This is a genomic window from Microbacterium sp. (assembly GCF_035554235.1).
In the GTDB taxonomy this organism is placed as follows: domain Bacteria; phylum Actinomycetota; class Actinomycetes; order Actinomycetales; family Microbacteriaceae; genus Microbacterium.
Window position 1 is genome coordinate 1 of the sequence record NZ_DATMIO010000153.1, and the last position, 22,758, is coordinate 22,758.

The 22,758-nt window shown below is 70.1% G+C and carries 21 protein-coding genes; 10 read left to right on the forward strand and 11 right to left on the reverse strand.

The window, feature by feature from the left end; genetic code table 11:
- Nucleotides 1-705, reverse strand: a 705-nt coding sequence (locus VNT50_RS07895) for a hypothetical protein (protein ID WP_325484563.1), incomplete at its 3' end; no start/stop codon positions are given.
- A gap of 10 nt (nt 706-715) precedes the next feature.
- The gene (gene pgm, locus VNT50_RS07900) at nt 716-2,359 is read right to left on the reverse strand and encodes a phosphoglucomutase (alpha-D-glucose-1,6-bisphosphate-dependent) (RefSeq protein WP_325484564.1); all 1,644 of its coding nucleotides are present in this window, start codon (nt 2,357-2,359) and stop codon (nt 716-718) included.
- A 71-nt stretch (nt 2,360-2,430) separates the two neighbouring features.
- Between pgm and pheA the strand changes: the two genes are divergently transcribed.
- Nucleotides 2,431-3,390, forward strand: a complete 960-nt coding sequence (pheA, locus tag VNT50_RS07905) for a prephenate dehydratase (protein WP_325484565.1) — start codon at nt 2,431-2,433, stop codon at nt 3,388-3,390.
- 7 nt (nt 3,391-3,397) lie between these two features.
- Here pheA and VNT50_RS07910 read toward each other — a convergent pair whose 3' ends face one another.
- On the reverse strand, nt 3,398-4,471 hold the full coding sequence (locus VNT50_RS07910; protein ID WP_325484566.1) for an MsnO8 family LLM class oxidoreductase: 1,074 nt from the start codon (nt 4,469-4,471) through the stop codon (nt 3,398-3,400).
- Between the two features lie 402 nt (nt 4,472-4,873).
- On the opposite strand from VNT50_RS07910, the gene VNT50_RS07915 reads away from it, so the two are divergent.
- Nucleotides 4,874-6,670: a cation:proton antiporter gene (locus VNT50_RS07915; RefSeq protein WP_325484567.1), complete on the forward strand. Its 1,797-nt coding sequence runs from the start codon at nt 4,874-4,876 to the stop codon at nt 6,668-6,670.
- Nucleotides 6,671-6,701: 31 nt separating this feature from the next.
- Nucleotides 6,702-7,421, forward strand: a complete 720-nt coding sequence (locus tag VNT50_RS07920; RefSeq protein WP_325484568.1) for a YajG family lipoprotein — start codon at nt 6,702-6,704, stop codon at nt 7,419-7,421.
- Nucleotides 7,422-7,553: 132 nt separating this feature from the next.
- Here VNT50_RS07920 and VNT50_RS07925 read toward each other — a convergent pair whose 3' ends face one another.
- Both VNT50_RS07925 and VNT50_RS07930 read right to left on the reverse strand, forming a co-directional pair.
- Nucleotides 7,554-7,787: a helix-turn-helix domain-containing protein gene (locus tag VNT50_RS07925; protein ID WP_325484569.1), complete on the reverse strand. Its 234-nt coding sequence runs from the start codon at nt 7,785-7,787 to the stop codon at nt 7,554-7,556.
- A complete protein-coding gene (locus VNT50_RS07930) occupies nt 7,784-8,527 on the reverse strand; it encodes a hypothetical protein (RefSeq protein WP_325484570.1) in 744 nt (247 codons plus the stop codon). Before VNT50_RS07930 ends, VNT50_RS07925 begins: the two co-directional genes overlap by 4 nt.
- A 286-nt stretch (nt 8,528-8,813) precedes the next feature.
- Here VNT50_RS07930 and VNT50_RS07935 point away from each other — a divergent pair, with 286 nt between their 5' ends.
- Together VNT50_RS07935 and VNT50_RS07940 are read left to right on the forward strand one after the other, a co-directional pair.
- Nucleotides 8,814-11,342, forward strand: coding sequence for an ATP-dependent Clp protease ATP-binding subunit (locus VNT50_RS07935; RefSeq protein ID WP_325484571.1), 2,529 nt, complete (start codon nt 8,814-8,816; stop codon nt 11,340-11,342).
- Nucleotides 11,343-11,634: 292 nt separating this feature from the next.
- Nucleotides 11,635-12,138, forward strand: coding sequence for an amino-acid N-acetyltransferase (locus VNT50_RS07940; RefSeq protein WP_325484572.1), 504 nt, complete (start codon nt 11,635-11,637; stop codon nt 12,136-12,138).
- Here the strand turns inward: VNT50_RS07940 and VNT50_RS07945 are convergent.
- Nucleotides 12,125-12,679 carry a GNAT family N-acetyltransferase gene (locus VNT50_RS07945; RefSeq protein WP_325484573.1) on the reverse strand — a complete coding sequence of 185 codons (555 nt, stop codon included), beginning with the start codon at nt 12,677-12,679 and terminating at the stop codon, nt 12,125-12,127. The genes VNT50_RS07940 and VNT50_RS07945 overlap by 14 nt on opposite strands.
- Nucleotides 12,672-13,193, reverse strand: a complete 522-nt coding sequence (locus tag VNT50_RS07950) for a hypothetical protein (protein ID WP_325484574.1) — start codon at nt 13,191-13,193, stop codon at nt 12,672-12,674. Before VNT50_RS07950 ends, VNT50_RS07945 begins: the two co-directional genes overlap by 8 nt.
- 106 nt (nt 13,194-13,299) lie before the next feature.
- Between VNT50_RS07950 and VNT50_RS07955 the strand changes: the two genes are divergently transcribed.
- Nucleotides 13,300-13,944 carry a 2-phosphosulfolactate phosphatase gene (locus VNT50_RS07955; RefSeq protein ID WP_325484575.1) on the forward strand — a complete coding sequence of 215 codons (645 nt, stop codon included), beginning with the start codon at nt 13,300-13,302 and terminating at the stop codon, nt 13,942-13,944.
- Between the two features lie 24 nt (nt 13,945-13,968).
- On the opposite strand, the gene VNT50_RS07960 is transcribed toward VNT50_RS07955, so the two are convergent.
- The 3 genes from VNT50_RS07960 to VNT50_RS07970 all read right to left on the reverse strand — a co-directional run bounded on the left by VNT50_RS07960 (nt 13,969) and on the right by VNT50_RS07970 (nt 15,992).
- A complete protein-coding gene (locus VNT50_RS07960; RefSeq protein ID WP_325484576.1) occupies nt 13,969-14,457 on the reverse strand; it encodes a SprT-like domain-containing protein in 489 nt (162 codons plus the stop codon).
- A 28-nt stretch (nt 14,458-14,485) separates the two neighbouring features.
- The gene (locus tag VNT50_RS07965) at nt 14,486-15,013 is read right to left on the reverse strand and encodes a hypothetical protein (RefSeq protein ID WP_325484577.1); all 528 of its coding nucleotides are present in this window, start codon (nt 15,011-15,013) and stop codon (nt 14,486-14,488) included.
- 118 nt (nt 15,014-15,131) lie between these two features.
- On the reverse strand, nt 15,132-15,992 hold the full coding sequence (locus tag VNT50_RS07970) for a spermidine synthase (protein ID WP_325484578.1): 861 nt from the start codon (nt 15,990-15,992) through the stop codon (nt 15,132-15,134).
- Between the two features lie 183 nt (nt 15,993-16,175).
- On the opposite strand from VNT50_RS07970, the gene VNT50_RS07975 reads away from it, so the two are divergent.
- The 3 genes from VNT50_RS07975 to VNT50_RS07985 all read left to right on the forward strand — a co-directional run bounded on the left by VNT50_RS07975 (nt 16,176) and on the right by VNT50_RS07985 (nt 19,910).
- Nucleotides 16,176-17,855, forward strand: a complete 1,680-nt coding sequence (locus VNT50_RS07975) for an ABC transporter substrate-binding protein (RefSeq protein ID WP_325484579.1) — start codon at nt 16,176-16,178, stop codon at nt 17,853-17,855.
- A 94-nt stretch (nt 17,856-17,949) separates the two neighbouring features.
- Nucleotides 17,950-18,954 carry an ABC transporter permease gene (locus VNT50_RS07980; RefSeq protein WP_325484580.1) on the forward strand — a complete coding sequence of 335 codons (1,005 nt, stop codon included), beginning with the start codon at nt 17,950-17,952 and terminating at the stop codon, nt 18,952-18,954.
- Entirely contained in the window at nt 18,951-19,910 is a 960-nt protein-coding gene (locus tag VNT50_RS07985) for an ABC transporter permease (RefSeq protein WP_325484581.1), read from the forward strand. The genes VNT50_RS07980 and VNT50_RS07985 overlap by 4 nt, the downstream gene beginning before the upstream one ends.
- Before the next feature lie 139 nt (nt 19,911-20,049).
- Here VNT50_RS07985 and VNT50_RS07990 read toward each other — a convergent pair whose 3' ends face one another.
- Nucleotides 20,050-21,864: an ABC transporter ATP-binding protein gene (locus tag VNT50_RS07990; protein ID WP_325484582.1), complete on the reverse strand. Its 1,815-nt coding sequence runs from the start codon at nt 21,862-21,864 to the stop codon at nt 20,050-20,052.
- Between the two features lie 97 nt (nt 21,865-21,961).
- Here VNT50_RS07990 and VNT50_RS07995 point away from each other — a divergent pair, with 97 nt between their 5' ends.
- Nucleotides 21,962-22,732: a 5-oxoprolinase subunit PxpA gene (locus VNT50_RS07995; RefSeq protein WP_325484583.1), complete on the forward strand. Its 771-nt coding sequence runs from the start codon at nt 21,962-21,964 to the stop codon at nt 22,730-22,732.
- The last annotated feature ends 26 nt before the right edge of the window (nt 22,733-22,758 follow it).

Genomic DNA, 22,758 nt, shown 5'->3' on the forward strand with positions numbered 1-22,758 from the left:
CCCGCGATGGGAGCCGTGCACGAGATGAACCGTGACCACGTGGGGACGACGGTAACTCAGCATGAAGGTCGCTATCGTCTTGCTGTCGACGATCATGTAGCTGCTCGTGCTGCCGGTGAGTTCGTCGAGCCACGCCGTGTAGAGCCCCCAGATACCAGCCCACGCCCGCACCGGTTTGCCACGGCGGTCGCACAAGACGACGGATCGGCCACCCACCGTGCCCGCTCGCCGCACGTCGCGTCGGTCACTGACGACGACCGTGCCATCCGCGCGGAGGTGATCGATCTGCAGCGCGTTTCCGTGCGCGTCCGTGCGCACCCGTGACATCGCCTGGCCGTCACGCGTGCGAAGTTGCACGCCCTCGCCACCCTTGATCGGCGCGAAGGCCTGCGCTGCGGCGTGCGCGTCTGCGTCACGGGCCGACAGAGCATGCTCGCGCAGCCAGTCATACAGATTCACGATTCGCACGCCGGCGCTCAACACGCCCTGACCGCGGAGCGTCGCTTCCAGGGCCGGGTAGTCGGGGCGAGCGTCGAAGGTCAGCACATCGACGGCGACGCCACCGAGCTGGTCGAACGCACGGGATCGGCGGAACATCGCCTCGGTCATGCCCCCGAAGTCGTCGGGAATCGCCCAGGTGACGGCGAAGTGGCGGCCCGCCGGCATCCGGACCCGCCGCCGAAAGTGATGCGGCTCAGAATCCATGGCCGCGATGCTAGCTCCCGAGCGCGGCGCTGACGACCGCGCGCGCCTCCTCCTGCACGGCGCGCAGGTGCTCCTCGCCGCGCAGCGACTCGGCGTAGAGCTTGTAGACGTCCTCGGTGCCGCTCGGCCGGGCGGCGAACCACGCGTGCTCGGTCTGCACCTTGAGGCCGCCGATCGGGGCACCGTTGCCGGGCGCGTGCGACAGCTTGGCGGTGATCGGCTCGCCGGCGAGCTCGGTCGCGGTCACGGCCTCGGGAGCGAGCTTCGCGAGCTGGGCCTTCTGCGCGGGCGACGCGGGCGCGTCGACGCGCTGGTACGCGGATGCCCCGAATCGGCCCTCGAGCTCGGCATACAGCTGCGACGGCGTCTTGCCGGTGACGGCCAGGATCTCGGCGGCCAGCAGGCAGAGCAGGATGCCGTCCTTGTCGGTCGTCCACACGGTGCCGTCGGTGCGCAGGAACGATGCGCCCGCCGACTCCTCGCCGCCGAACGCGACCGAGCCGTCGAGCAGCCCGGGCACGAACCACTTGAAGCCGACCGGCACCTCGAGCAGGGTGCGGCCGAGGCCCTCCGCGACCCGGTCGATGATCATCGATGACACGAGCGTCTTGCCGACCGCGGCATCCGCCGACCATCCGGGGCGGTGCGAGAAGAGGTATTCGATCGCGACGGCGAGGTAATGGTTCGGGTTCATCAGGCCGGCGTCGGGGGTGACGATGCCGTGGCGGTCGGCATCCGCGTCGTTGCCGGTGAGGATGTCGTACTCGGTGCGCCGCGCGACGAGGGCGGCCATGGCGCTGGGCGAAGAGGGATCCATGCGGATCTTCTCGTCCCAGTCGAGCGTCATGAACCGCCACGTCGGGTCGACGTCGGGGTTCACGACCGTCAGCTCGAGCCCGTACACCTCGGCGATGAGCGCCCAGTATTCGACCGACGCGCCCCCGAGGGGATCGGCCCCGATGCGCACTCCGGCGCGCTTGATGGCCTCGATGTCGATGATGCCGGCGAGATCGCGCACATACGCATCACGGAAGTCGTGGTCGCCGATCGCGTCGCCGTCGATGTCGGCGTACCGCACGCGCGTGACGCCCTCGAGCCCGGCCGCGATCAGCGCGTTCGCGCGGTCGGCGATCCAGCCGGTGGCGTCGGTGTCGGCGGGTCCGCCGTTCGGCGGGTTGTACTTGAACCCGCCGTCACGAGGGGGGTTGTGGCTGGGGGTGACGACGATGCCGTCCGCCCGGCGCGCGTCATCCAGGGCACGGCCCCTGTTGTGGGCGAGGATGGCGTGGCTGAGTGCCGGTGTCGGCACCCACGAGTCGCGGGAGTCGACCCGCACGTCCACGCCGTTCGCGACGAGCACTTCGATGGCGGTGCGCTCGGCCGGAAGCGAGAGCCCGTGCGTGTCGCGACCGAGAAAGAGCGGGCCCGAGATGCCCTGGCCGGCGCGGTAGTCGACGATCGCCTGGGTCGTCGCGAGGATGTGGTCTTCGTTGAAGCTGGTCGAAAGCGACGAGCCGCGGTGGCCGCTCGTGCCGAACGCCACCCGCTGCCCGGCGATCGAGGCATCCGGCTTTCTGTCGTAGTAGGCGGCGATCAGCTCATCGATGTCGATGAGGTCGTGCGGTTCGGCATGCTGTCCGGCGCGAGTGCTCATGGTTCCAGTCTTGCAGGGCGGGGACAGGATGTCGCGGGACGACGTCGGCGAGCGGGGATAGGCTTGCGCATGTGACGAGTGAGCCCGACATTCCCGCACGCCGCACCTACAGCTTCCTCGGGCCCGCCGGCACCTTCACCGAGGCCGCGCTCGCCCAGGTTCCCGAGGCGCGCGGACACGATTGGCGCCCCGTCTTCAATGTCGGCGAGGCCCTCGGCGACGTGATCCAGGGTCGCAGTGACGCCGCGATGATCGCGATCGAGAACTCGGTCGATGGCGGGGTCACCACGACGCAGGACGCTCTGGCCACGATTCCGGGCCTGCGCATCGTCGGCGAGTACCTCGTGCCCGTGAAATTCGTGCTGGTCGGCCGGCCGGGCACCGCCCTCGCCGACGTGAAGCTCATCGCCGCACACCCGGTCGCGTACGCGCAGTGCCTGCAGTGGCTCGGCGCGCGTCTGCCCGAGCACGCGCACCTTCCCGCAGCAAGCAACGTCAGCAGTGCGATCGGCCTGATCGACGGAACCAGCAACGCGGATGCCGCCATCGCACCGCCCGGGATCACCGAGCACCACGATCTCGACGTGCTCGCCGACGACATCGGCGACAACCCCAACGCGGTCACCCGGTTCGTGCTCGTCAGCCGCACCGCCGCACCGCCCGCACCGACGGGCGCCGACAAGACGTCGCTCATCGTCGAACTGCCCGAAGACCACCCCGGCGCACTGCTCGAGCTGCTCGAGCAATTCGCGACCCGCGGCATCAACTTGAGCCTGCTGGCCTCGCGGCCGATCGGCGACGAACTCGGGCGCTACCGCTTCGTCATCGACGCCGACGGGCACATCGAGGACGAGCGCATGGCCGACGCCCTGCTGGGTCTTCGCCGGTTCAGCCCGAAGGTGGTCTTCCTGGGCTCGTACCCCCGCGGCGATCGCGCCGTCATCCGCTACCCCGAGCGCTATTCCGACGACGTCTTCGTCGAGGCGCGCGATTGGCTGCGCGGCCTGCTGAGCGGCGAGCCGGAGGCCTGAGCCCGGCTCAGGCCGCGAGCAGCTCGAGCGTTTGCAGGCGGCCGGGCGCGGCATCCATCGCTTCGCCGTCGAAAGACCCGGCGACGGGCGAGATCATGACCTCGTCGACGCCGTGCCGCGCGGCGAAGGCGGCGACCTGTGCCTTGACGTCGTCGCCGGTGCCGATCAGCCAGCGCGCGCGGGCGGCATCCATTATCGACTCGGCCGCCGGGTCGCCCTCGGCCGTGAGCGCGGAGCGGGCCTCCTCCACTGTCTCGAGGGCGGTCAGGGGCTTGTTCATTCGCAGGCGCGCCATCATGCGCAGCTGGGGCAGGGCGCGGGCCTCCGCCTCTTCGGCGGAGGGCGCGGCGACCGCATTGATCGTCACGAACGTGCGCGGCTCGGGGGTGGCCTCGCTCGCGCGGAAGCCGCCGCGGTACACCTCGAGCGCCCGTTCGAGACCTTCGCCCGCGAAGTGGTTCGCGAAGACGTAGGGCAGCCCCATGGATGCCGCGAGCTGCGCCGAATAGTCGCTCGAGCCGAGCAGCCACACGTCGGGGGTGCCGTCGGCCGCCGGGGTCGCGTGCACCGTGTACGGTTCGGGAGCCTGTCGATGGGCCCCGCCGCTGGAGAATCGGACGGTCGCGCCCTCGCGGGAGACCAGCCCGAGGATGTCGCTGACGTGCGATGGGAACCGCTCGACGTCGGAGGTCGTTCCCGACATCCTGAGCAGCTGGGTGATGACGGGATCGCTGCCGGGAGCGCGCCCGATGCCGAGGTCGATGCGGCCCGGGGCGAGGGCCTCGAGCGCGGCGAACTGCTCGGCCACCACGAGGGGGGAGTGATTCGGCAGCATGACGCCACCGGAGCCGACCCGGATGCGGCGCGTGCGTGCGGCGGCCGCCGCGACGAGCACGGGCGGAGTCGTCGACGCGACCGCGGGCATGTTGTGGTGCTCGGCGAACCAGTAGCGGCGATAGCCGAGCGCGTCCGCGCGCTCGGCCACGGCAAGGGAGGCCGCGACGGCTTGGGCGCTGGTCTGGCCGGTGCGCACCGGCACCAGGTCGAGCACGGAGAGGGCGGGCGCGGGTGGGGTAGTCATCCCCCAGCCCAACCGCCCCGGGACCGCTGTGTATTCCCTGTCATTGCACGCGACGCGCCGTCCCCCATTTGGGGGACAAGGGGTTCGTGTGGTGTGATGGACGAAGTGATGCAGGGACTGGGGGTCCCGGGGGCTCAAGGCGACTCGATCGCCCACGCATCGGAAATGACGACGCGACGCCATGAATCGGCCGAGCGTCGTCGTTTCGTCGTTCAAGGGGCGCGTTCGTCGCGCCCGGAAACAGGCTCCGTCCTGACACAGACGGCCGGCTGTCCCTTCCCCCCAGGGGCAGCCGGTCCCCCCAAGAGAGGCCCTGCGGCCGAGAGCCGCAGGGCCTCCCGGATAGCAACATCCGCCCGATGACCCGCACGATCCGCGCGTCGCGCTCACTAGCCTGGGCCCATGAACTCCGAGATCTTCTACGTGCTCGTGGGTGCGGTCGCCGTCGCGGCGGTCGCGCGATGGCGGGGGTGGCCCGCGCCACTCCTGGTCACCGTGGTCGCGCTCGCCGTCTCGTACATTCCCGGGGTGCCCGAGCTGGAGATCGACGGCGAACTGCTGCTCAACCTCGTGCTGCCGCCCCTGCTGTACTCGGCGGCGCTGGATGTCTCGTTCGTGAACTTCCGGCAGAGCCTGCCGCAGATCCGCCGACTCGGAATCTGGCTCGTCGTGATCACCACCGCGGCCGTGGGCGCCGTCGCGTTCCTGATCATGCCGTCGCTGACGCTGCCGGGGGCTCTGCTGCTGGGGGCGATCGTCGCTCCGCCCGACGCCGTGTCGGCGGCATCCATCGGTCGTCGTCTCGGTCTGCCGCGGCGCATCATGACGGTGATCTCCGGCGAGAGCCTCATCAACGACGCGACCTCGCTGACCCTGTTCCGCGTCTTCGCGGCGATCGTCGCCGGGGCGACGGTGACCGTGCTCGGCGGCGTCTGGGACTTCCTCGTCGCCGTCGCGGTCGGGGTTGCGGTCGGGCTGCTCTTCGGCGTGCTGCTCAACCTCGTGCGTCTGCGACTGAGCGACCCCGTCGCGATCGGAACATTCGGTCTGCTCGTGCCCTTCGGGGCCTACGCCATCGCGGAGCATCTCGGTGGTTCGGGCGTGCTCGCCGTCGTCGCGATGGGCCTTTACGTCGGCTATCAGGCCCCGCGCACGAGCTACACGACCCGCCAGCAGGAGCGTCCCGTCTGGCTCTCGGTCGATCTGCTGCTCGAGAGCTTCGTGTTCGCGTACATCGGCCTGCAGCTCCCCGACGTCATCGGCGAGCTGGCCGCGGGCTCGGAGTCGGTGATCGTGCAGACGATCTGGCTCTCGGTCGCCGCGCTCGGGGTCGTGCTGTTCGTTCGCCCGATCTTCGTCTTCGCCGGCTATTCGTGGGGTCAATGGCGGCAACGCCATCGCCTCGCCCGCTGGCGCGACGGGCTCGCGCGCCGGAGCGCGTCGCCACTCGCGTCCGGGCGACGAGCGCGGATCCCCACCGAGGCGCAGATGCGGATGCGCATGGAGCCGGTGCTCTCGCGTCGCGACCGCGTGATCGTCTCGTGGGCGGGCATGCGCGGCGTGGTGACGCTCGCCTCCGCTGCGGCGGTGGCGGACATCGTCCAGGGCGGGCTGCCCGACACCGCTCTGCGGGCGATCGTCTTCGTCGCGTTCGTCGTGACGGTGGGAACGCTGCTGCTCCAGGGCCTGACGCTGCCGCTGCTGATCAAGAGCCTCGGGGTGGCCGCCGCCGATGAGAAGGCCGAAGACGCGCGGGAGCTGGCCGAGGTGCGCGCGCGGACCCACCTCGAGGGCAGGGCCTACCTGACCGCGAAGCGCGCCGAGTGGGAGACCCGCTTCGGCTCCGGCTTCGCCGACAGGTTCGACCGGATGGCCCGTTCCCTCACGCGGTTCGAGAGCGACGCGGAGAAGGTGCAGGCGGCCGAGGAGGCGTCGGGCGAGGGAGTCGCGGGCGCGGGAGGGGCGGGCGCGGGAGGGGCGGGCGCGGCGGCCGCGGGAGGCGAAGCCCTCCCGAGGCCGACGTTCGAGGACTTCGCGGAGCTCTCGCGGGGCTGGCTCGAGGTGCGACGCCGGGTGCTGATCGAGCACCGCGACGCGGGCACGCTCAACGAGGAGGTGATGCGCGAGCTGATCGTGGCGATGGATGCCGAGGAGCTGGCGCTCGACACGAGGGGCGACCTCCGGGGCCGCACCCCGTGACCCCGGTGCGACCAGCGGCTAGATTGACCGCATGAACGCCAAGCGCAGCATCCTCGCCCTCTCTGCCGGCATCGCCCTCGTCGCGTTCCTGTCCGGGTGTGCGACGGGCTCGCAGGCTCCCACCTCGAGCGCGTCGCCGGACTCCGGCGGCAGCGGGGAGGCGATCGACGTCGACGCGGCCTGGCTGAACGGCGGCACGATGATCGGCCTCGTCACGTACGGCAGCTCCTCGTGCGTGCCCACGGCGGGCGACGTCGAGCTGCTGAGCGACGGCACTCTCGTGGTCGAGCTCGTCGAGCCCGAGGCCGACACCGCGTGCACCCGCGACATGGCGCCGCGCGTCACGCTCGTCGACGTGCCCGAGGGGGTCGACCCCTCGAACGAGCTCGAGATCGCCGTGACCGGCGAGGGCTACTCCGGCGACGCCGACCTCGAGGGAGTGACAGTGGGGGCAGCGCCCGAGGAGTACGGTCCGAGCGCCGGCTGGATCGGTGCCGACGACAGCTTGATCATCCTCACGTGGGGCAGTTCCACCTGCGTGCCGGTCATCGAGACCGCCGAGCCGACCGGCCCGACCGAGGTCACGGTCACCTTCGCCACCCCGCCCGAAGACCAGGTCTGCACGATGGATATGGCCCCCCGCGGCACCCTCGCGACGGTCACGGGCCTCGAGGGCGATGCGGACGTCGAGCTCGTGCTCGCGGGCGCCGGGTTCGAGGGCGCTCGCGTCCCGGTCCTCGGCGAGAACTGACCCCCGGCGCCTGACCCTGGCCGGGTCCCGGGCCGCCCGGTGCCGCACGAACTTCGGAAAACGGCACCGGCTTCGGCCGATTCGGCCCGAATCGTCCGAGTGGGCCGACATTCTCCGAAGTTCGTGCTCGCACTACGCCTCTGCGCGGACGAGCAGGTCGCCGATCTCGCAATCCAGGACGCGGCAGATCGCCGCGAGCGTCGAGTAGCGGATCGCGCGCGCGCGGTCGTTCTTGAGGATCGAGAGGTTCACGACCGAGACTCCGACGAGCTCCGACAAGCGCGTGAGAGTCATGCCACGCTCTTCGAGCAGCTCGTCGAGTCGACAGTGGACCCCGCTCGGCCCTTCGTCCTCGGCAGGGCTCATACGAGTCCTTCGGTCTCGCGCTGCAGCACCGCACCACGGCGGAAGACCACCCCCAGTGCCCCGAGCGCGCATGCGGCGCCGATGGGCCACAGCGGCACGGTCAGCCGAAAGATTCCGGTAGTCGTCACGGCGGCATCCGAAGCCACTGGGGGCAGCACTTCGGCTGCCGCCAGCGCGCGGCCCGCGCTCGTGACCAGTTCGGCGCCCAGCCCGGCGACGAGGACGACGACGGCGGCGATGATGAGCCAGCGGCTGACAGTCCGGCCGAACGGGGCGCCCCTCAGCGCCTGTGCGCAGACGACGACGACAACGACAGCAGGGGTGGCCGCGAGCACCAGGCCCAGGAGCTCTCCGAGTGCGAGCACGACCCGCGTGCTCACGCTAAGCATCGCGATGGTCGCATCCGCGGTGGCGACGTGGGCGCACACCAGGCTCGTCTTGGTCGCCTCGGCGGGTATCCCCTGCTCGCACGGCAGAGTCTCTGGCCACGCAATGGAGACGGGCAGCGCAGGGATCCACGTGTCTCCACCGCTAAGCCACTTCCACACCGTGACGATCACGCCAATGGCGGTCACCGCGAGCCACATGCGCGCGACGGCTCCTGTCACCTCGAGGATCGGGTGCGGACTGCGTCGGCGGCGAGCGTCCCATGCGAGGAGGGCGATGACCCCGGCAATGACGACCAGCCCTACCGTGACCCACAGAAGCGCACCACCGAGGTCGGGCCATCCGATGCTCATACGAGTCCTTCGGTATCGCGCCGCAGCCGTTCGTCGGTTCCGAATGCTCCGGTGATGAGCGCGAGGGCGATGCCGTCTGCTCGCGAGACATGACTGCGCTGTGCAACATCCATAGCCGCCTCGTTTCCATATCGATAGTCGCTAATATCGATAAACGTTATGCCTCTGGAGGGTGGTCGTCAAGGCCACCCGGGCGCTATGCCCACGGCGAACACCGGCATATCGGCATCCACCCCTCGTTACCCTCATTACAAGGCGCCCCGCAGAGCGCCTGGAGGAGTTCGCGATGTTTGAGAGATTCACCGACCGTGCCCGTCGTGTGGTTGTGCTCGCCCAAGAAGAGGCGAAGATGCTCAACCACAACTACATCGGCACCGAGCACATCCTGCTCGGGCTGATCCACGAAGGCGAGGGTGTCGCCGCCAAGGCTCTCGAGTCCCTCGGCATCTCGCTCGACGCCGTGCGCGAGCAGGTCCAGGACATCATCGGCCAGGGTCAGCAGCAGCCGACCGGGCACATCCCGTTCACGCCGCGCGCCAAGAAGGTGCTCGAGCTGTCACTGCGCGAAGCGCTGCAGCTCGGCCACAACTACATCGGCACGGAGCACATCCTGCTCGGGCTCATCCGCGAGGGCGAGGGCGTCGCCGCACAGGTGCTCGTCAAGCTCGGGGCCGACCTGAACAAGGTGCGCCAGCAGGTCATCCAGCTGCTCTCGGGCTACCAGGGCAAGGAGCCCGCCGCCGTCAGCGGCGCCGCGCACGACAGCACGGCGGGTGCACAGGGCGGCTCGCAGGTGCTCGACCAGTTCGGCCGCAACCTCACGCAGGCCGCGCGCGACAACAAGCTCGACCCCGTTATCGGCCGCGAGAAGGAGATCGAGCGGGTCATGCAGATCCTCTCCCGCCGCTCCAAGAACAACCCGGTGCTGATCGGCGAGCCCGGCGTCGGCAAGACCGCCGTCGTCGAGGGTCTCGCCCAGGCCATCGTCAAGGGCGATGTGCCCGAGACGCTGAAGGACAAGCAGCTCTACTCGCTCGACCTCGGTTCGCTCATCGCCGGCTCCCGCTACCGGGGCGACTTCGAGGAGCGCCTGAAGAAGGTCACCAAAGAGATCCGCACGCGCGGCGACATCATCGTCTTCATCGATGAGATCCACACCCTCGTGGGTGCGGGTGCTGCCGAAGGCGCCATCGATGCGGCATCCATTCTGAAGCCGCTGCTCGCCCGCGGCGAGCTGCAGACGATCGGTGCGACCACGCTCGACGAGTACCGCAAGCACTTCGAGAAGGATGCCGCGCTCGAGCGCCGCTTCCAGCCGATCCAGGTCGCCGAGCCGAGCCTGCCCCACGCGATCAACATCCTCAAGGGCCTGCGCGACCGCTACGAGGCGCACCACAAGGTGCAGATCACGGATGGCGCGATCGTTGCGGCGGCGAACCTCGCCGACCGGTACGTGAGCGACCGCTTCCTGCCCGACAAGGCCATCGACCTGATCGACGAGGCCGGCGCCCGCCTGCGGCTGTCGATCCTGTCGAGCCCGCCCGAGCTGCGCGAATTCGACGAGAAGATCGCGAACGTGCGCCAGCAGAAGGAGCAGGCGTCGGAGGACCAGGACTTCGAGAAGGCCGCCGCCCTCCGCGACGAGGAGAAGTCGCTCCTCGCCGAGCGTCTCCGCCTCGAGAAGCAGTGGCGCTCGGGCGACGTCGCGACGCACGCCGTCGTGGACGAGGGCCTGATCGCCGAGGTGCTCGCCCAGGCGACCGGCATCCCGGTCTTCAAGCTGACCGAGGAGGAGTCGAGCCGGCTCGTCTTCATGGAGAAGGCGCTGCACCAGCGCGTCATCGGTCAGGAGGAGGCCATCGCGGCCCTGTCCAAGACGATCCGCCGCCAGCGCGCGGGGCTCAAGGACCCGAAGCGTCCCAACGGCTCGTTCATCTTCGCCGGCCCCACGGGCGTCGGAAAGACCGAGCTCGCCAAGGCGCTCGCGGAGTTCCTGTTCGACGACGAGGGCGCGCTCATCTCGCTCGACATGTCGGAGTTCGGCGAGAAGCACACCGTCTCTCGCCTGTTCGGCGCCCCTCCCGGATTCGTCGGATTCGAAGAGGGCGGCCAGCTCACCGAGAAGGTGCGCCGCAAGCCGTTCAGCGTGGTGCTCTTCGACGAGATCGAGAAGGCGCATCCCGACATCTTCAACTCGCTCCTGCAGATCCTCGAAGAGGGTCGGCTGACCGACGGTCAGGGCCGCGTGATCGACTTCAAGAACACGGTCATCATCATGACCACCAACCTGGGTGCGCGCGACATCGCGGGCGGCCCGGTCGGGTTCCAGGTCGAGGGCGACACCGCGACGTCGTACGACCGCATGAAGGGCAAGGTGCAGGAAGAGCTCAAGCGGCACTTCAAGCCCGAGTTCCTGAACCGCGTCGACGACATCATCGTGTTCCCGCAGCTGAGCAAGCCCGAGCTCGTGCAGATCGTCGACCTGTTCACGAAGCGCCTCAGCGAGCGCCTGCTCGATCGTGACATGACGATCTCGCTGACGCTGGCCGCCAAGGAGCGCCTCATCGAGATCGGGTTCGACCCCGCACTCGGCGCGCGTCCCCTGCGCCGCGCGATGCAGCACGAGGTCGAGGACCGGCTCTCGGAGCGCATCCTGCACGGCGAGCTCAACCCGGGCGACCACATCACGGTGGATGCCGCGAACGGGGAGTTCGTGTTCGAGCACGGCCCTCGCGGCGACAAAGTCGCGGTCGGCATCACCGGCGGCGGGGAGATCTCCGCATCGCCCGACCTCACGGTGATCCGCGGCGACTGACGAGCCGACACTCGAACGAAACGAAGAGCGGATGCCTCGGCATCCGCTCTTCGTTGTCCCGGCGGTCGCGAGCCACTCCCCAGATGGCATGGCGGCGCCGAAGCTGGGTGGACTACGTTCCCGAGCGGGAACGCTGCGCGGCCGATCCCGAACCGGAGCGCTGCGCGCCGAGGCCGCGGCGCTCGTGCACGGTGTCTCCGCTGAACTCGTTCATGGTCACGGAACTTATGAGTGCGCGCGGCGCTCACTGATACATGCCGTTCTCAAATCGCGTCGGCCCTAGGCTGGAACGGTGAGCGCGTTCATCGTCCGCCCCGCCAGAACCTCGGATGTCGCAGGCATCCGCGCGCTGCTCGCGCCCTACGTCGAGCGCCGCATCCTGCTGGGCAAGGACCTCGTGCTGCTCTTCGAGTCGGTGCAGCAGTTCATGGTCGCCGAGGCGAGCGACGGCGAGCTGATCGGATGCGGCGCCCTTCACGTCATGTGGGAGGACCTGGGCGAGATCCGCACGCTGATCGTCAAGGACGAATGGCTGCGCCACGGTGTCGGCCGCGAGATCGTGGAGGCGCTGGAGGCGAACGCCCGCGTGCTCGGCCTGAGCAGGCTGTTCTGCCTCACCTTCGAGGTCGAGTTCTTCACCCGCCGCGGCTTCACTGAGATCGGCGAGCAGGTCGTCGACCCGGATGTCTACTCGCAGCTGCTGCGCAGCCCAGACGAGGGCATCGCCGAGTTCCTCGACCTCGCGCACGTCAAGCCGAACACGCTCGGAAACACCCGCATGCTCAAGTCCCTCTAGGCACGGGATCGAGTGCGTCCGGGGACTCGCCGGCACCGCCTCGCCGGATCAGCCGGACCTCCCGCACGGGCTCGCCCCACCTGTCGTCGTCCTTGACGTGCCCGTCGGGCTCGAAGCCGTTCCGGCGGTAGAACGCGCGGGCTCGCGGGTTGTCCTCCAGCATCCACAGCGATGCCGCGGCGTCGCCGATCGCGGCATCGACCAGCGCCTGCCCCACGCCGGTGCCGTAGTGCTCTGCCAGCACGTACATCGCGAACAGTTCTCGGCGTCCGGGGGTCGCGTCCTCGTCGCGGCACGCCCCGGATGACGCGAACCCGACGATCGTGTGAGCACGCTCGGCGACCCAGATGTCCGACTCGTCGCCGGCGACCACGCCTGCCAGGACCCGGCGCCATGCGTTCGTCGACCGCCCGACATCGAGCCGATCGAGGATCGCCTGCGGCATCCGACCCGTGTAGGCCTCGTGCCAGCCCTGAACCTGCACCCGTCCGATGCCGGCCGCGTCATCGACGCTCGCGCGCCGGACGGTTACCTCAGTCATCCGTCCGGTCATCGTCAGCGATCGGGATGTCGTACGCCCACGTGCGCGCGAGGGAGCGGATGCGCGCCTGGCGCCACTGCCACATGGTCCACAGCACCGGCCAAAGCACCGGGGCGGCCGCGCCGCCGATGACGAGCCGGTCCCGCCAGAGGGTGCGCGTGGCGTCGCCGGGCGCCGGGGAGACGGCGATCTGGTGGTCCCACACGTCGAGGGCGGCAAGGGGCCCGGTCAGGGGGATGCCGCTGTCGCGGAAGATGCGCACGGGTCCGCGCGCATCGGTCGTGACCCGGTCGCTGACGTGGATGAGCTGGCGGCCCATGGGCAGAGCGCCCGCGACGCTCAACCCGACCGCGACATCGGACCCCGGTTCCCAGCTGGTGGGGAACCCCTGCGCGGTGAGCGGCGACATCTCCAGGAACGGTCCGTACAGCTCCGCGACCGCGCGCGGCGAGTGCAGGGCTCGCCAGGCGGCATCCGCATCGCAGTCGATCGCGAACTTGAGCATCACGCGCATGCCCAATCTTTACACCCCGGCGCACGCGCCGCCTGAGCAGCGTGCCCTGAGCAGCGTGCCCTGAGCATCGCGCTGAGCAGCGTGCCCTGAGATCTAGGCTGTCGGGGTGGATGCGACGCCTTTCGACCAGCAGACCTATCAGGTGCGACTCGAGTGGGGGATCGACGGTCTCGCGCGGGTCGCGCCGGCCGACATCGTGATCGTCGTCGACGTGCTGCGGTTCGCGACGACGGTGACGGATGCCGTCGAGGCGGGGCACGCGGTCGCCCTGGATGCCGGCGCCCACGCCGTGTCGATCGACGGTGCCGCGATCGCGGTCGCGGCGGCGGAGTCGGGCGCCGTCGTGCTGCTCGGGTGCCTCCGCAACGCCGCCGCCGTCGCCGCGGCCGTCTACGCCGAGCAGGAGCGCCGCGGCCAACGCACGAGCGTCGCGATCATCGCTTGCGGCGAACTCGTCGGCGCAGGGCCGGGAGCACCGCTGCGCTTCGCGATCGAGGATCAGCTGGGCGTGGGCGCGATCGTCGATGCCCTGACGGAGATGGGCATCGACCACACGGCACCCGAGGCGGCGGTCGCGTGCGAGTCGTTCCGCGGGCTGCGCCAGGCGCTGCGGCACCTGTTGACCGCGAGCGGATCCGGAAGGGAGCTCGCGGCCATGGGTCGGGCCCACGAGGTCGCCCGCGCGGCCGCGCTCGATGCATCCCGCGCCGTTCCCGTGCTGCGCGACGGGGCCTTCCGCGCCTGGGGGTGATCGCGACGCGCGAGGTCGGGCCGCTCAGCGCTCCTGCTGCGCGGCGAGCTTCAGCGCCGGGGTGATCTCCCGGCGCGACCACGAGAAGACGAAGCGCTCATCGAAACGACGCGCGCACTTGGCGCACGACGTCGCCCGGGTCGGCTTGCGGTGCCGGTACGCGGTGTGGCCGACGGGGCACACCCCGACCCACGGCGCCAGTTCCGTCGCGGTCTCGCCGTCGTGCGTCGTGCCCCCGACGTAGCCGAGATCGCGGGCGACGGCCTTCCACTTCGGCCCGTGGCCCGCCTTCGCCCCCGCGAGCGCGTGAGCCACCTCGTGCAGCAGGGTCTGGTGATTGGTGTCGTCGTCGTAGCGCGCCGCGAGGTAGCGCGAGACGCTGATGCGCTTGTTCGTGTAGTCGCACAGGCCGGCGCGGCGCTTGGCGTGATCGAAAGCGAACGACCACGACTCATCCAGGTGAAGGGTGATGAGGGCGTCGGCCCACGCGCGGACGCGGTGCAGTTCAGACATGCGGCGAACCTAGAACAAACCTACGACGTCAGCTTGCAACGCTGGTCTGCGCACGGCGGCGATCGGCCGCGTCGATCGCGAGCAGCGCCGACTCGAGCTGCTCGTCGGTCGCCCCCGACTCCTGCCGAAGGAAGAGCGCGCGCTTGAAGTCGACGCGCGCGTCTTCGTACTCGCGGGCGTCGAAGCGGACCTTGCCGCGGTGCTGGTACGCGAACGCGGCGATCGAGCTCCAGCCCTGTCCCTCCGCCTCTTCTGCGCACGTCGTCAGCTCGTGCTCGGCCGCCGCGAGCGCTCCCCGCGCCTGCTGGACGGTGGCATGCAGGATGCGGGCCCGCAACAGGTCCTTGCGGGTGCCGGCCATACGCGCCACGCGCACCGACTGCTCCGAGATCACGAGGGCGTCTTCGAGCCGGTCGAGAACCTTGAGCAGCCACACCCGCTCGAGCAGCGCCGGCAGCGACCGCTGCTCGCCGATCTCGTCGAGGCGCTCCGTACATTGGCGTGCGTCGATGCTCTCGCGCAGGGTCTCGGGATCGTATCCGTGGATGTAGCTCACCGGGACTCCTCTCGCCGCGGGCGGTTCGCTCCTCCAGTGTGCCCCGGATGCCGCGGCGATCCGCCGAGGGCACGCGGGATGTCGCGACCCGGGGTGCTCAGAAACCCCGATCCCGGGGTCACCTCTCGAAGATCGACGCCTGCGGTTTCGGCGATGGCACGGCATCGGCATCCGTCACCACTCGTGCGCCCCGCGCGAAGTCATCCAGCTCGGCGCCCCACGCGACCTTCGCGGGATGCGGCCCGGCCGCCATCAGCCGCGGCAGCCACTCCGTGGGCAGAGGGGCAGGGGATGCGGCGATCACGAGGTTGCCGAAGCGACGGCCCTTGAGAACCTGCACCTCGGCGAGCACGGCGACGTGCTCGAGCACCGCCTGCACCGTCGCCACCTGGCGCCGGGCGAACGCCAGCCCGGGCCCGTCTGCCACGTTGACGAGCAGCACCCCGTCCGGGGCGAGCGTGCGCGCGGCAGCCCGGTGGAACTCGAGCGAGGTGACGTGCGCCGGGGTCTGCGCCCCGGAGTACACGTCCGAGACGAGCAGGTCGACCTGCCCCACGAGCCCGGGGGGCAGCTTCTCGAGCACGGCCCGCGCATCGCCCGTCCGCACCCGGATCGAGGCGCCGCGGGGAAGCGGCAGCTCGCCGCGCACGAGCTCGACGAGGGCGGCCTCGAGCTCGACGACCTGCTGCCGCGATCCCGGCCTCGTGGCCTCGATGTAGCGCGGGAGTGTGAGGGCCCCCGCACCGAGGTGCACCGCGGTGATGGGCTGCCCCGGCATCCGAAGCCGATCGATCACCGCCCCCATGCGCGCGACGTACTCGAAGTGCAGATGCGTCGGGTCGTCGAGGTCCACGTGCGACTGCGGCGTGCCGTCGACGTCCAGTTCCCACCCCGATGCGAACTCCGACCGCACGACGCGGGCGATCGTCCCATCCGACAGGCGCGCGGTCACCGGGTGTTCCTGCCGCGCTCGTGCCATGAGTCAACGGTAGTCGGCCGCCAGTGACTCGACGGCGGGCTCGTGCTCGGCCGCGATGAAACACGATCGAGACAAAGGTGTAATGCCCGCGGCGGCGCCGTGCGGATAGCGTCGAAGCATCACACCGACACCGAGTGACGGGCCTCACCAGGGCCCGCACCCGACGATGGAAGGTCACATCCCATGCAACATTCACGAATCCGGCGGCACGCTCTCGCAGCGGTCGCCGGCATTTCGATCGCGGCGCTCGCCCTCGCGGGCTGCGCCAGCGACCGCGGCGACGGCGGCGACGCCGACACCGGCGACGCTGAGGTCGACGGTACGTTCGTCTTCGCCGCCTCGTCGGACCCCGCCAACCTCGACCCTGCTTTCGCGCAGGACGGCGAGACGTTCCGCGTCTCCCGCCAGATCTTCGAGGGGCTGGTCGGCACCGAGCCCGGCACGGCCGATCCCGCACCACTCCTGGCGGAGTCGTGGGACTCGTCCGAGGACGGCATGTCGCACACCTTCACGCTCAAGGAGGGCGTGACGTTCCACGACGGCACCCCCTTCAACGCCGAGGCCGTCTGCTACAACTTCGACCGCTGGTACAACTGGACGGGCCTCGCCGCGAGCGAAGCCCTCTCGTACTACTACGGCAAGCTGTTCCGCGGCTATGTCGAGACACCGGATGTCGCGGTCTACAAGTCCTGCACGCCGGACGGCGACAACTCGGTCACGATCGAGCTGAACCAGCCGTTCGCCGGCTTCATCCCCGCGCTCTCGCTCCCCGCTTTCGCCATGCAGAGCCCGACGGCGCTCGCCGAGTACGACGCCGACGGCGTCGGCGGCACCGAAGAGGCACCCGCGCTGTCGGAATACGGCAAGGGTCACCCCACCGGCACCGGCCCCTACAAGTTCGACGCGTGGGAGCCCGGTCAGCAGGTCACGCTGAGCGCCTACGACGAGTACTGGGGCGATGCCGGCCAGATCGACGAGATCATCTTCCGCACGATCGATGACCCCACCGCACGCCGCCAGGCGCTCGAGTCGGGCGCGATCGACGGCTACGACCTCGTCGGCCCCGCCGACACGGCGGCGCTCGAGGAGGACGGCTTCACCATGGTGTCGCGTCCGCCCTTCACGATCCTGTACCTCGCGTTCAACCAGGCCGTTCCCGCGCTGCAGGACCCGCTCGTGCGCGAGGCCCTGTCGTACGCGGTCGACAAGGACGCGCTCATCACCCAGGTGCTCCCCGAGGGCACCGAGAAGGCGACGCAGTTCATGCCGGATGTCGTCAACGGCTGGAACCCGGAGGTCACGACCTACGAGTACGACCCGGAGAAGGCGAGGGACCTGCTCGCCCAGGCCGGGTACGACGAAGCCAACCCGCTGACGCTGGACTTCAACTACCCCGTCGACGTATCGCGTCCGTACATGCCGGATCCGGAGCAGATCTTCACCGTGCTCTCGACGCAGCTCGCCGAGGTGGGCGTGATCACCAACCCGATCACCGACGCCTGGAGCCCCGACTACCTCGACAAGATCACGGGTACTCCGAACCACGGCATCCACCTGCTCGGCTGGACCGGCGACTACAACGACACCGACAACTTCCTCGGTGTGTTCTTCGGAGCGCCGTCCTCGGAGTGGGGCTTCGACAACCCGGAGCTGTTCGCGGCGCTCGATGAGGCGCGAGGCATCTCGAACCTCGAGGAGCAGAGCGCGCTGTATCAGGACATCAACGAGATGGTCGCGCAGTTCATCCCGGGCGTGCCCCTCGCGCACCCGGCCCCGACGCTGGCGTTCGCGCCCCGCGTCGAGAGCTACCCGGCCAGCCCGGTCAACGACGAGGTGTTCAACCAGATCGTGCTGATCGAGTAATCACCCGGTCCGTGCAGTAAAGTGCGGTGCGGGATGCGGCAGACCGTCGCTCCCGCACCGCCACACCACTCCGACACCCCTGGAGATCTCCGCATTGCTGCGCACCATCGGCCAGAGGCTGCTGCTTCTCATCCCCACGCTGATCGGCCTCAGCATCCTTCTGTTCCTGTGGGTGAGGGCCCTCCCCGGCGGCCCCGCCGTCGCCCTGCTGGGTGAGAAGGCGACCCCCGAGGCCGTGGAGCGCATCAACGAGCTGTACGGGTTCAACCGCCCGATCCTCGAGCAGTACTTCACGTGGCTGCTGCGCCTGCTCGGGGGTGATTTCGGCACGTCGATCGTGACCTTCCGCGACGTGCTGGACGAGTTCCTGCGGCGTTTTCCGGCCACCCTCGAGCTCTCGATCGCCGCGCTCATCTTCGCCGTCGGCTTCGGCATCCCCGCCGGCTACCTGGCCGCGCGACGGCACGGCAGGTTCAGCGACCACGCGTCGGTCGTGGCCAGCCTCGTCGGCATCACGATCCCGGTGTTCTTCCTCGCGTTCATCCTGAAGTACGTCTTCGCGGTGGAGCTCGGCTGGCTGCCCTCCGACGGCCGGCAGGATCCCCGCATCGATGCGACCCACCCGACCGGCTTCTACGTGCTCGACGGCATCCTCACCGGCGAGTGGGACGCCGCGTGGAACGCCATCCTGCACCTGATCCTCCCCGCGATCGCGCTCGGCACGATCCCCCTCGCGATCATCGTCCGCATCACGCGGGCATCCGTCCTCGAAGTGCAGAACGCCGACTACGTGCGCACCGGCCGCGCCAAGGGCCTCGGCCGGAGCACGCTCCGCAACCGCTTCATCCTCCGCAATGCGATGCTCCCCGTGATCACGACCATCGGGCTGCAGACCGGCCTCCTGATCGCCGGCGCCGTCCTCACCGAGAAGGTCTTCGCGTGGCCGGGAGTCGGCTCGTTCATGGCGAGCGCGATCGAGAGGCGCGACTTCCCGGTCTTGCAGGGATTCATCATCTTCATCGCGGTCGGGTACGCGCTCATCAACCTCGCCGTCGACGTCTCGTACAGCTTCATCGACCCGAGAGTGAGGGTGTCATGACGTCCGCCATGCTGCCCCCCGCGCCGAGCGGCGGACCCGTCGACGACACCGCGGTCGATGACCGGCAACTGCTGCGGGCGCAGGCACCCGGCGGCTTCTGGCGCGACGTCTTCAAGCGGCTCCGCCACAACCCGACGGCCTGGGCCGGCGCATTCATCGTCTTCGTCTTCGTGGTCGTTGCCGTGTTCGCGCCGTGGCTCGCCCCGTACCCCGAGGAGGCCCTGCCGGGGGCGAAATACGTCACACCGACGCACATCCCGGGTCCGGGCGAGATTCCCGGGTTCCCCCTCGGGCTCGACCGGTTCGGCGGCGACGTGCTCTCGAAGCTCATCTGGGGCGCGCGCGCATCGCTCGCGATCGGCCTCGTCTCGACCGCTTTCGGGCTGATCGGCGGGATGCTGCTGGGCCTGTTGGCGGGGACCTTCGGCGGCTGGGTCGACAACGTCGTGATGCGCTTCGTCGACATCCTGCTGTCGGTGCCGAACCTGCTGCTCGCGGTCTCGATCGCGGCGATCCTCGGACAGTCGCAGTTCGCGATCATGATCGCGATCGGGGCATCGCAGGTGCCGATCTTCGCTCGCTTGCTGAGGGCGTCGATGCTCCAGCAGCGCAGCGCCGACTACGTCCTCTCCGCGCAGACCCTCGGGCTCGGACGCGGCTCGATCACGATGAGCCACGTGCTGCCCAACGCGATCGGTCCCGTCATCGTCCAGGGCACCCTCACGCTCGCGACGGCCGTCATCGACGCGGCCGCGCTCTCGTTCCTGGGCCTCGGCGGGGGTCGCCCCGAGACGGCCGAGTGGGGCCGCATGCTCACGTACGCGCAGGCCGAACTGGCGATCGCGCCGTGGCTCGCGTTCCTGCCCGGCATCTGCATCGCCGTCACGGCGCTCGGCTTCACGCTCTTCGGCGAGGCCCTGCGCGAAGCCATGGACCCGCGCACCCGCGCCCGCTGACCCCGCCCCCCTCCGCCCCCCTTCCACCCCGCCGAGAAACGACGGTTCGGCCGAGAAACGCGGCATCGCCGGATGTTTCGGCCGCGATGTCGTTTCTCGACCCCAGGAAGGCGTCGGGGCGGGCGTCGGGAGCGGAACGCTAGCCGGCGATGCCGAGCTCGTTGCCCGGGATGGAGGCGAGCAGGCGGCGCGTATAGGGATCGCGCGCGTTGGTGAAGATCTCCTCGGATGTCGCGGCCTCGACGAGCACGCCGTCCTTCATGACGCACACGTAGTCGCTGATGAGGCGCACCACCGCGAGGTCGTGGGAGATGAACAGGTAGCTGAGCCCGTACTCGCGCTGCAGCTCGCCGAGGAGCTTCAGGATCTGGTCCTGCACGAGCACGTCCAGGGCCGAGACCGGCTCGTCGCACACGATCACCTCGGGCGAGAGGGCCAGGGCGCGGGCGATCGCGACGCGCTGGCGCTGGCCGCCCGACAGCTCGGAGGGGTAGCGCCGGAGCATCGAGGCCGGCAGGGCGACGTCATCCATCAGCTGGAGCACTCGCTTGCGCCGCTCCTTCGAAGAGCCGCGCTTGTAGAACGCGAGGGGCTCCTCGACGATCCGCTCGATCGTGAACATCGGATTGAGCGACGAGTAGGGGTCCTGGAAGATCGGCTGCACCTTCTGGCGGAACTCCCGCTGGGCGGCGCGGTCGAGACCCTGGATGTCCTGGCCTTCGAACAGGATGCGGCCGCTGGTCGGTTCGATCACCTTCAGCAGCATCCGCGCCGTGGTCGTCTTGCCCGAGCCGGACTCGCCGACGATCGCGACGGTCTCTCCGCGAGGCACCGCGAGCGACACGTTCTTGACGGCGGCGAAGTCCTCCTTCTGGCCGCGGACCTTGAAGAGCTTCGTGACGTCCTGATATTCGATGACGTAATCGGTGGATGCCGCTGCCGTGGCGGTCGCCTCCGCCTTCGGCGCGGCGCCCTCGACCGTTGTGCCTTCCACTACGGCGCCCTCGACCACGGCGCCCTCGACCACGGCGCCCTCGACCACGGTGCCCTCGACCACGGTGCCCTCGAGCCCCCCGCCCTCGACCGCCGCGAGCCGCGGGGCGGCGCGGAACGCCTCGGGCTGCAGGCGCACGGCGGCGACGGATGGCGCGGCCTTGACGAGCGTTCGGGTGTAGGCGTGCTGGGGGTCGTTCAGGATCTGCTCGGCCGGCCCCTGCTCGACGATGCGGCCGCGGTGCATGACGACGACCCGCGATGCGCGCTCGGCCGCGAGGCCGAGATCGTGGGTGATCAGGAGCACCGAGGTGCCGAGCTCGTCGGTCATGCGGGCGAGCTGATCGAGGATCGTCCGCTGCACGGTGACGTCGAGGGCGCTCGTGGGCTCGTCGGCGATCAGGAGGCGGGGCTTGCAGGCCAGCCCGATCGCGATGAGGGCGCGCTGTCGCATGCCGCCCGAGAACTCGTGGGGGTACTGCTTCGCCCGCTCCCGGGCGTTCGGCAGGCCCGCGGCCTCGAGGGTCTCGATCACCTTGGCGTCGACATCGTGGCGCGTCGCGAGCCCGTGCGCGAGCAGGGTCTCGGCGACCTGCGAGCCGATCTTCGTGACGGGGTTGAGGTTGGACATCGGGTCCTGGGGCACGAGCCCGATCTGACGACCGCGAACCCTGCGCATCTCGGACTCGGGGGCGCCGACGAGCTCCCGCCCCTCCAGGGTGATGCTGCCGCGGGAGACGCGGCCCCCGCCCGAGAGCAGGCCGATGATCGACATCGCGGTCGTGGACTTGCCCGAGCCGGACTCGCCGACGATCGCGAGGGTCTCGCCGACGCCCACCTCGAGGTCGACGCCCTCGACGGCGTGCACCACGCCGTCGGTGGTGGCGAACTCGACGGCGAGGTCGCGCACCGCCAGCAGTGGCGGGAGGCTGGGGGCGGCGGCCGCGCCGATCGGAGTCATCCCCCCATCCTGCCCTGGCGGCGCCGCGCGCGCACCGGCGCCGCCCGAGCTTTACCCAGTCGTGACGGGGCCTGGGCGGCACGGCTAGCGTGGGGTCATGCGGAGCGCGCGGGCGGAGGCGATCGACCTCAACAGCGATCTCGGCGAGACGTGGAAGGGCGCCCCCACCGCCGACGACGAGGCCATGTTCGCGCTCATCTCCAGCGCGAGCATCGCGTGCGGGTTCCACGCCGGCGACGACGCATCGATGCGCGCAAGCATCGAGCGTGCGGCCCGGTTCGGGGTCGCCGTCGGCGCGCACCCGTCGTACGACGACCGTGAGGGTTTCGGGCGGCGCGACCGGAGCCCGTCGCCCGTCGCCCTGCGGGCCGACATCACGCGCCAGCTCGACGCCCTCGCGGCGGCGGGTGCCGACATCCGGTACGTGAAACCGCACGGCGCCCTCTACAACCGCATCGTGGACGATGCGGTGCAGGCACGTGCGGTGGCGGCCGCGGTCGCCGCATTCGCGGAGCGGGCCGGGCGCCCGATTCCCGTGCTCGGCCTCGGCGGTGCGATCGCCGAGGCGACCACGGGCGTCGGGCTGCCCTTCGTGCGGGAGGCCTTTCTCGATCGCGCCTACACGCCGGGCGGCGCGCTGGTGCCCCGCAGCCGACCCGGCGCGGTGCTCGGGTCGGCCGACGTCGTCGCCGAGCGAGCGGTGCGGCTCGTGGTCGACCGCGTACTCGAGGCGATCGACGGCACCGTCATCGCAGCGGATGCCGCGTCGCTCTGCGTGCACGGCGACACCCCGGCGGCCGTCGCGATGGCCCGTGCGGTGCGCGCCGCGCTGGATGCCGAGCACGTGCCGGTCCGCGCCCCCTGGTGAGGCGCCCGGTGAGCCGCGCCCCCTGG

What these genes read in the sequence shown, in the direction of transcription:
- pgm (WP_325484564.1), bottom strand. Translation starts at nt 2,359, where the DNA reads ATGAGCACTCGCGCCGGACAGCATGCCGAACCGCACGACCTCATCGAC.
- VNT50_RS07910 (WP_325484566.1), bottom strand. Translation starts at nt 4,471, where the DNA reads ATGACTACCCCACCCGCGCCCGCCCTCTCCGTGCTCGACCTGGTGCCG.
- VNT50_RS07915 (WP_325484567.1), top strand. Translation starts at nt 4,874, where the DNA reads ATGAACTCCGAGATCTTCTACGTGCTCGTGGGTGCGGTCGCCGTCGCG.
- VNT50_RS07920 (WP_325484568.1), top strand. Translation starts at nt 6,702, where the DNA reads ATGAACGCCAAGCGCAGCATCCTCGCCCTCTCTGCCGGCATCGCCCTC.
- VNT50_RS07925 (WP_325484569.1), bottom strand. Translation starts at nt 7,787, where the DNA reads ATGAGCCCTGCCGAGGACGAAGGGCCGAGCGGGGTCCACTGTCGACTC.
- VNT50_RS07930 (WP_325484570.1), bottom strand. Translation starts at nt 8,527, where the DNA reads ATGAGCATCGGATGGCCCGACCTCGGTGGTGCGCTTCTGTGGGTCACG.
- VNT50_RS07935 (WP_325484571.1), top strand. Translation starts at nt 8,814, where the DNA reads ATGTTTGAGAGATTCACCGACCGTGCCCGTCGTGTGGTTGTGCTCGCC.
- VNT50_RS07945 (WP_325484573.1), bottom strand. Translation starts at nt 12,679, where the DNA reads ATGACTGAGGTAACCGTCCGGCGCGCGAGCGTCGATGACGCGGCCGGC.
- VNT50_RS07950 (WP_325484574.1), bottom strand. Translation starts at nt 13,193, where the DNA reads ATGCGCGTGATGCTCAAGTTCGCGATCGACTGCGATGCGGATGCCGCC.
- VNT50_RS07960 (WP_325484576.1), bottom strand. Translation starts at nt 14,457, where the DNA reads ATGTCTGAACTGCACCGCGTCCGCGCGTGGGCCGACGCCCTCATCACC.
- VNT50_RS07970 (WP_325484578.1), bottom strand. Translation starts at nt 15,992, where the DNA reads ATGGCACGAGCGCGGCAGGAACACCCGGTGACCGCGCGCCTGTCGGAT.
- VNT50_RS07975 (WP_325484579.1), top strand. Translation starts at nt 16,176, where the DNA reads ATGCAACATTCACGAATCCGGCGGCACGCTCTCGCAGCGGTCGCCGGC.
- VNT50_RS07985 (WP_325484581.1), top strand. Translation starts at nt 18,951, where the DNA reads ATGACGTCCGCCATGCTGCCCCCCGCGCCGAGCGGCGGACCCGTCGAC.
- VNT50_RS07990 (WP_325484582.1), bottom strand. Translation starts at nt 21,864, where the DNA reads ATGACTCCGATCGGCGCGGCCGCCGCCCCCAGCCTCCCGCCACTGCTG.
- VNT50_RS07995 (WP_325484583.1), top strand. Translation starts at nt 21,962, where the DNA reads ATGCGGAGCGCGCGGGCGGAGGCGATCGACCTCAACAGCGATCTCGGC.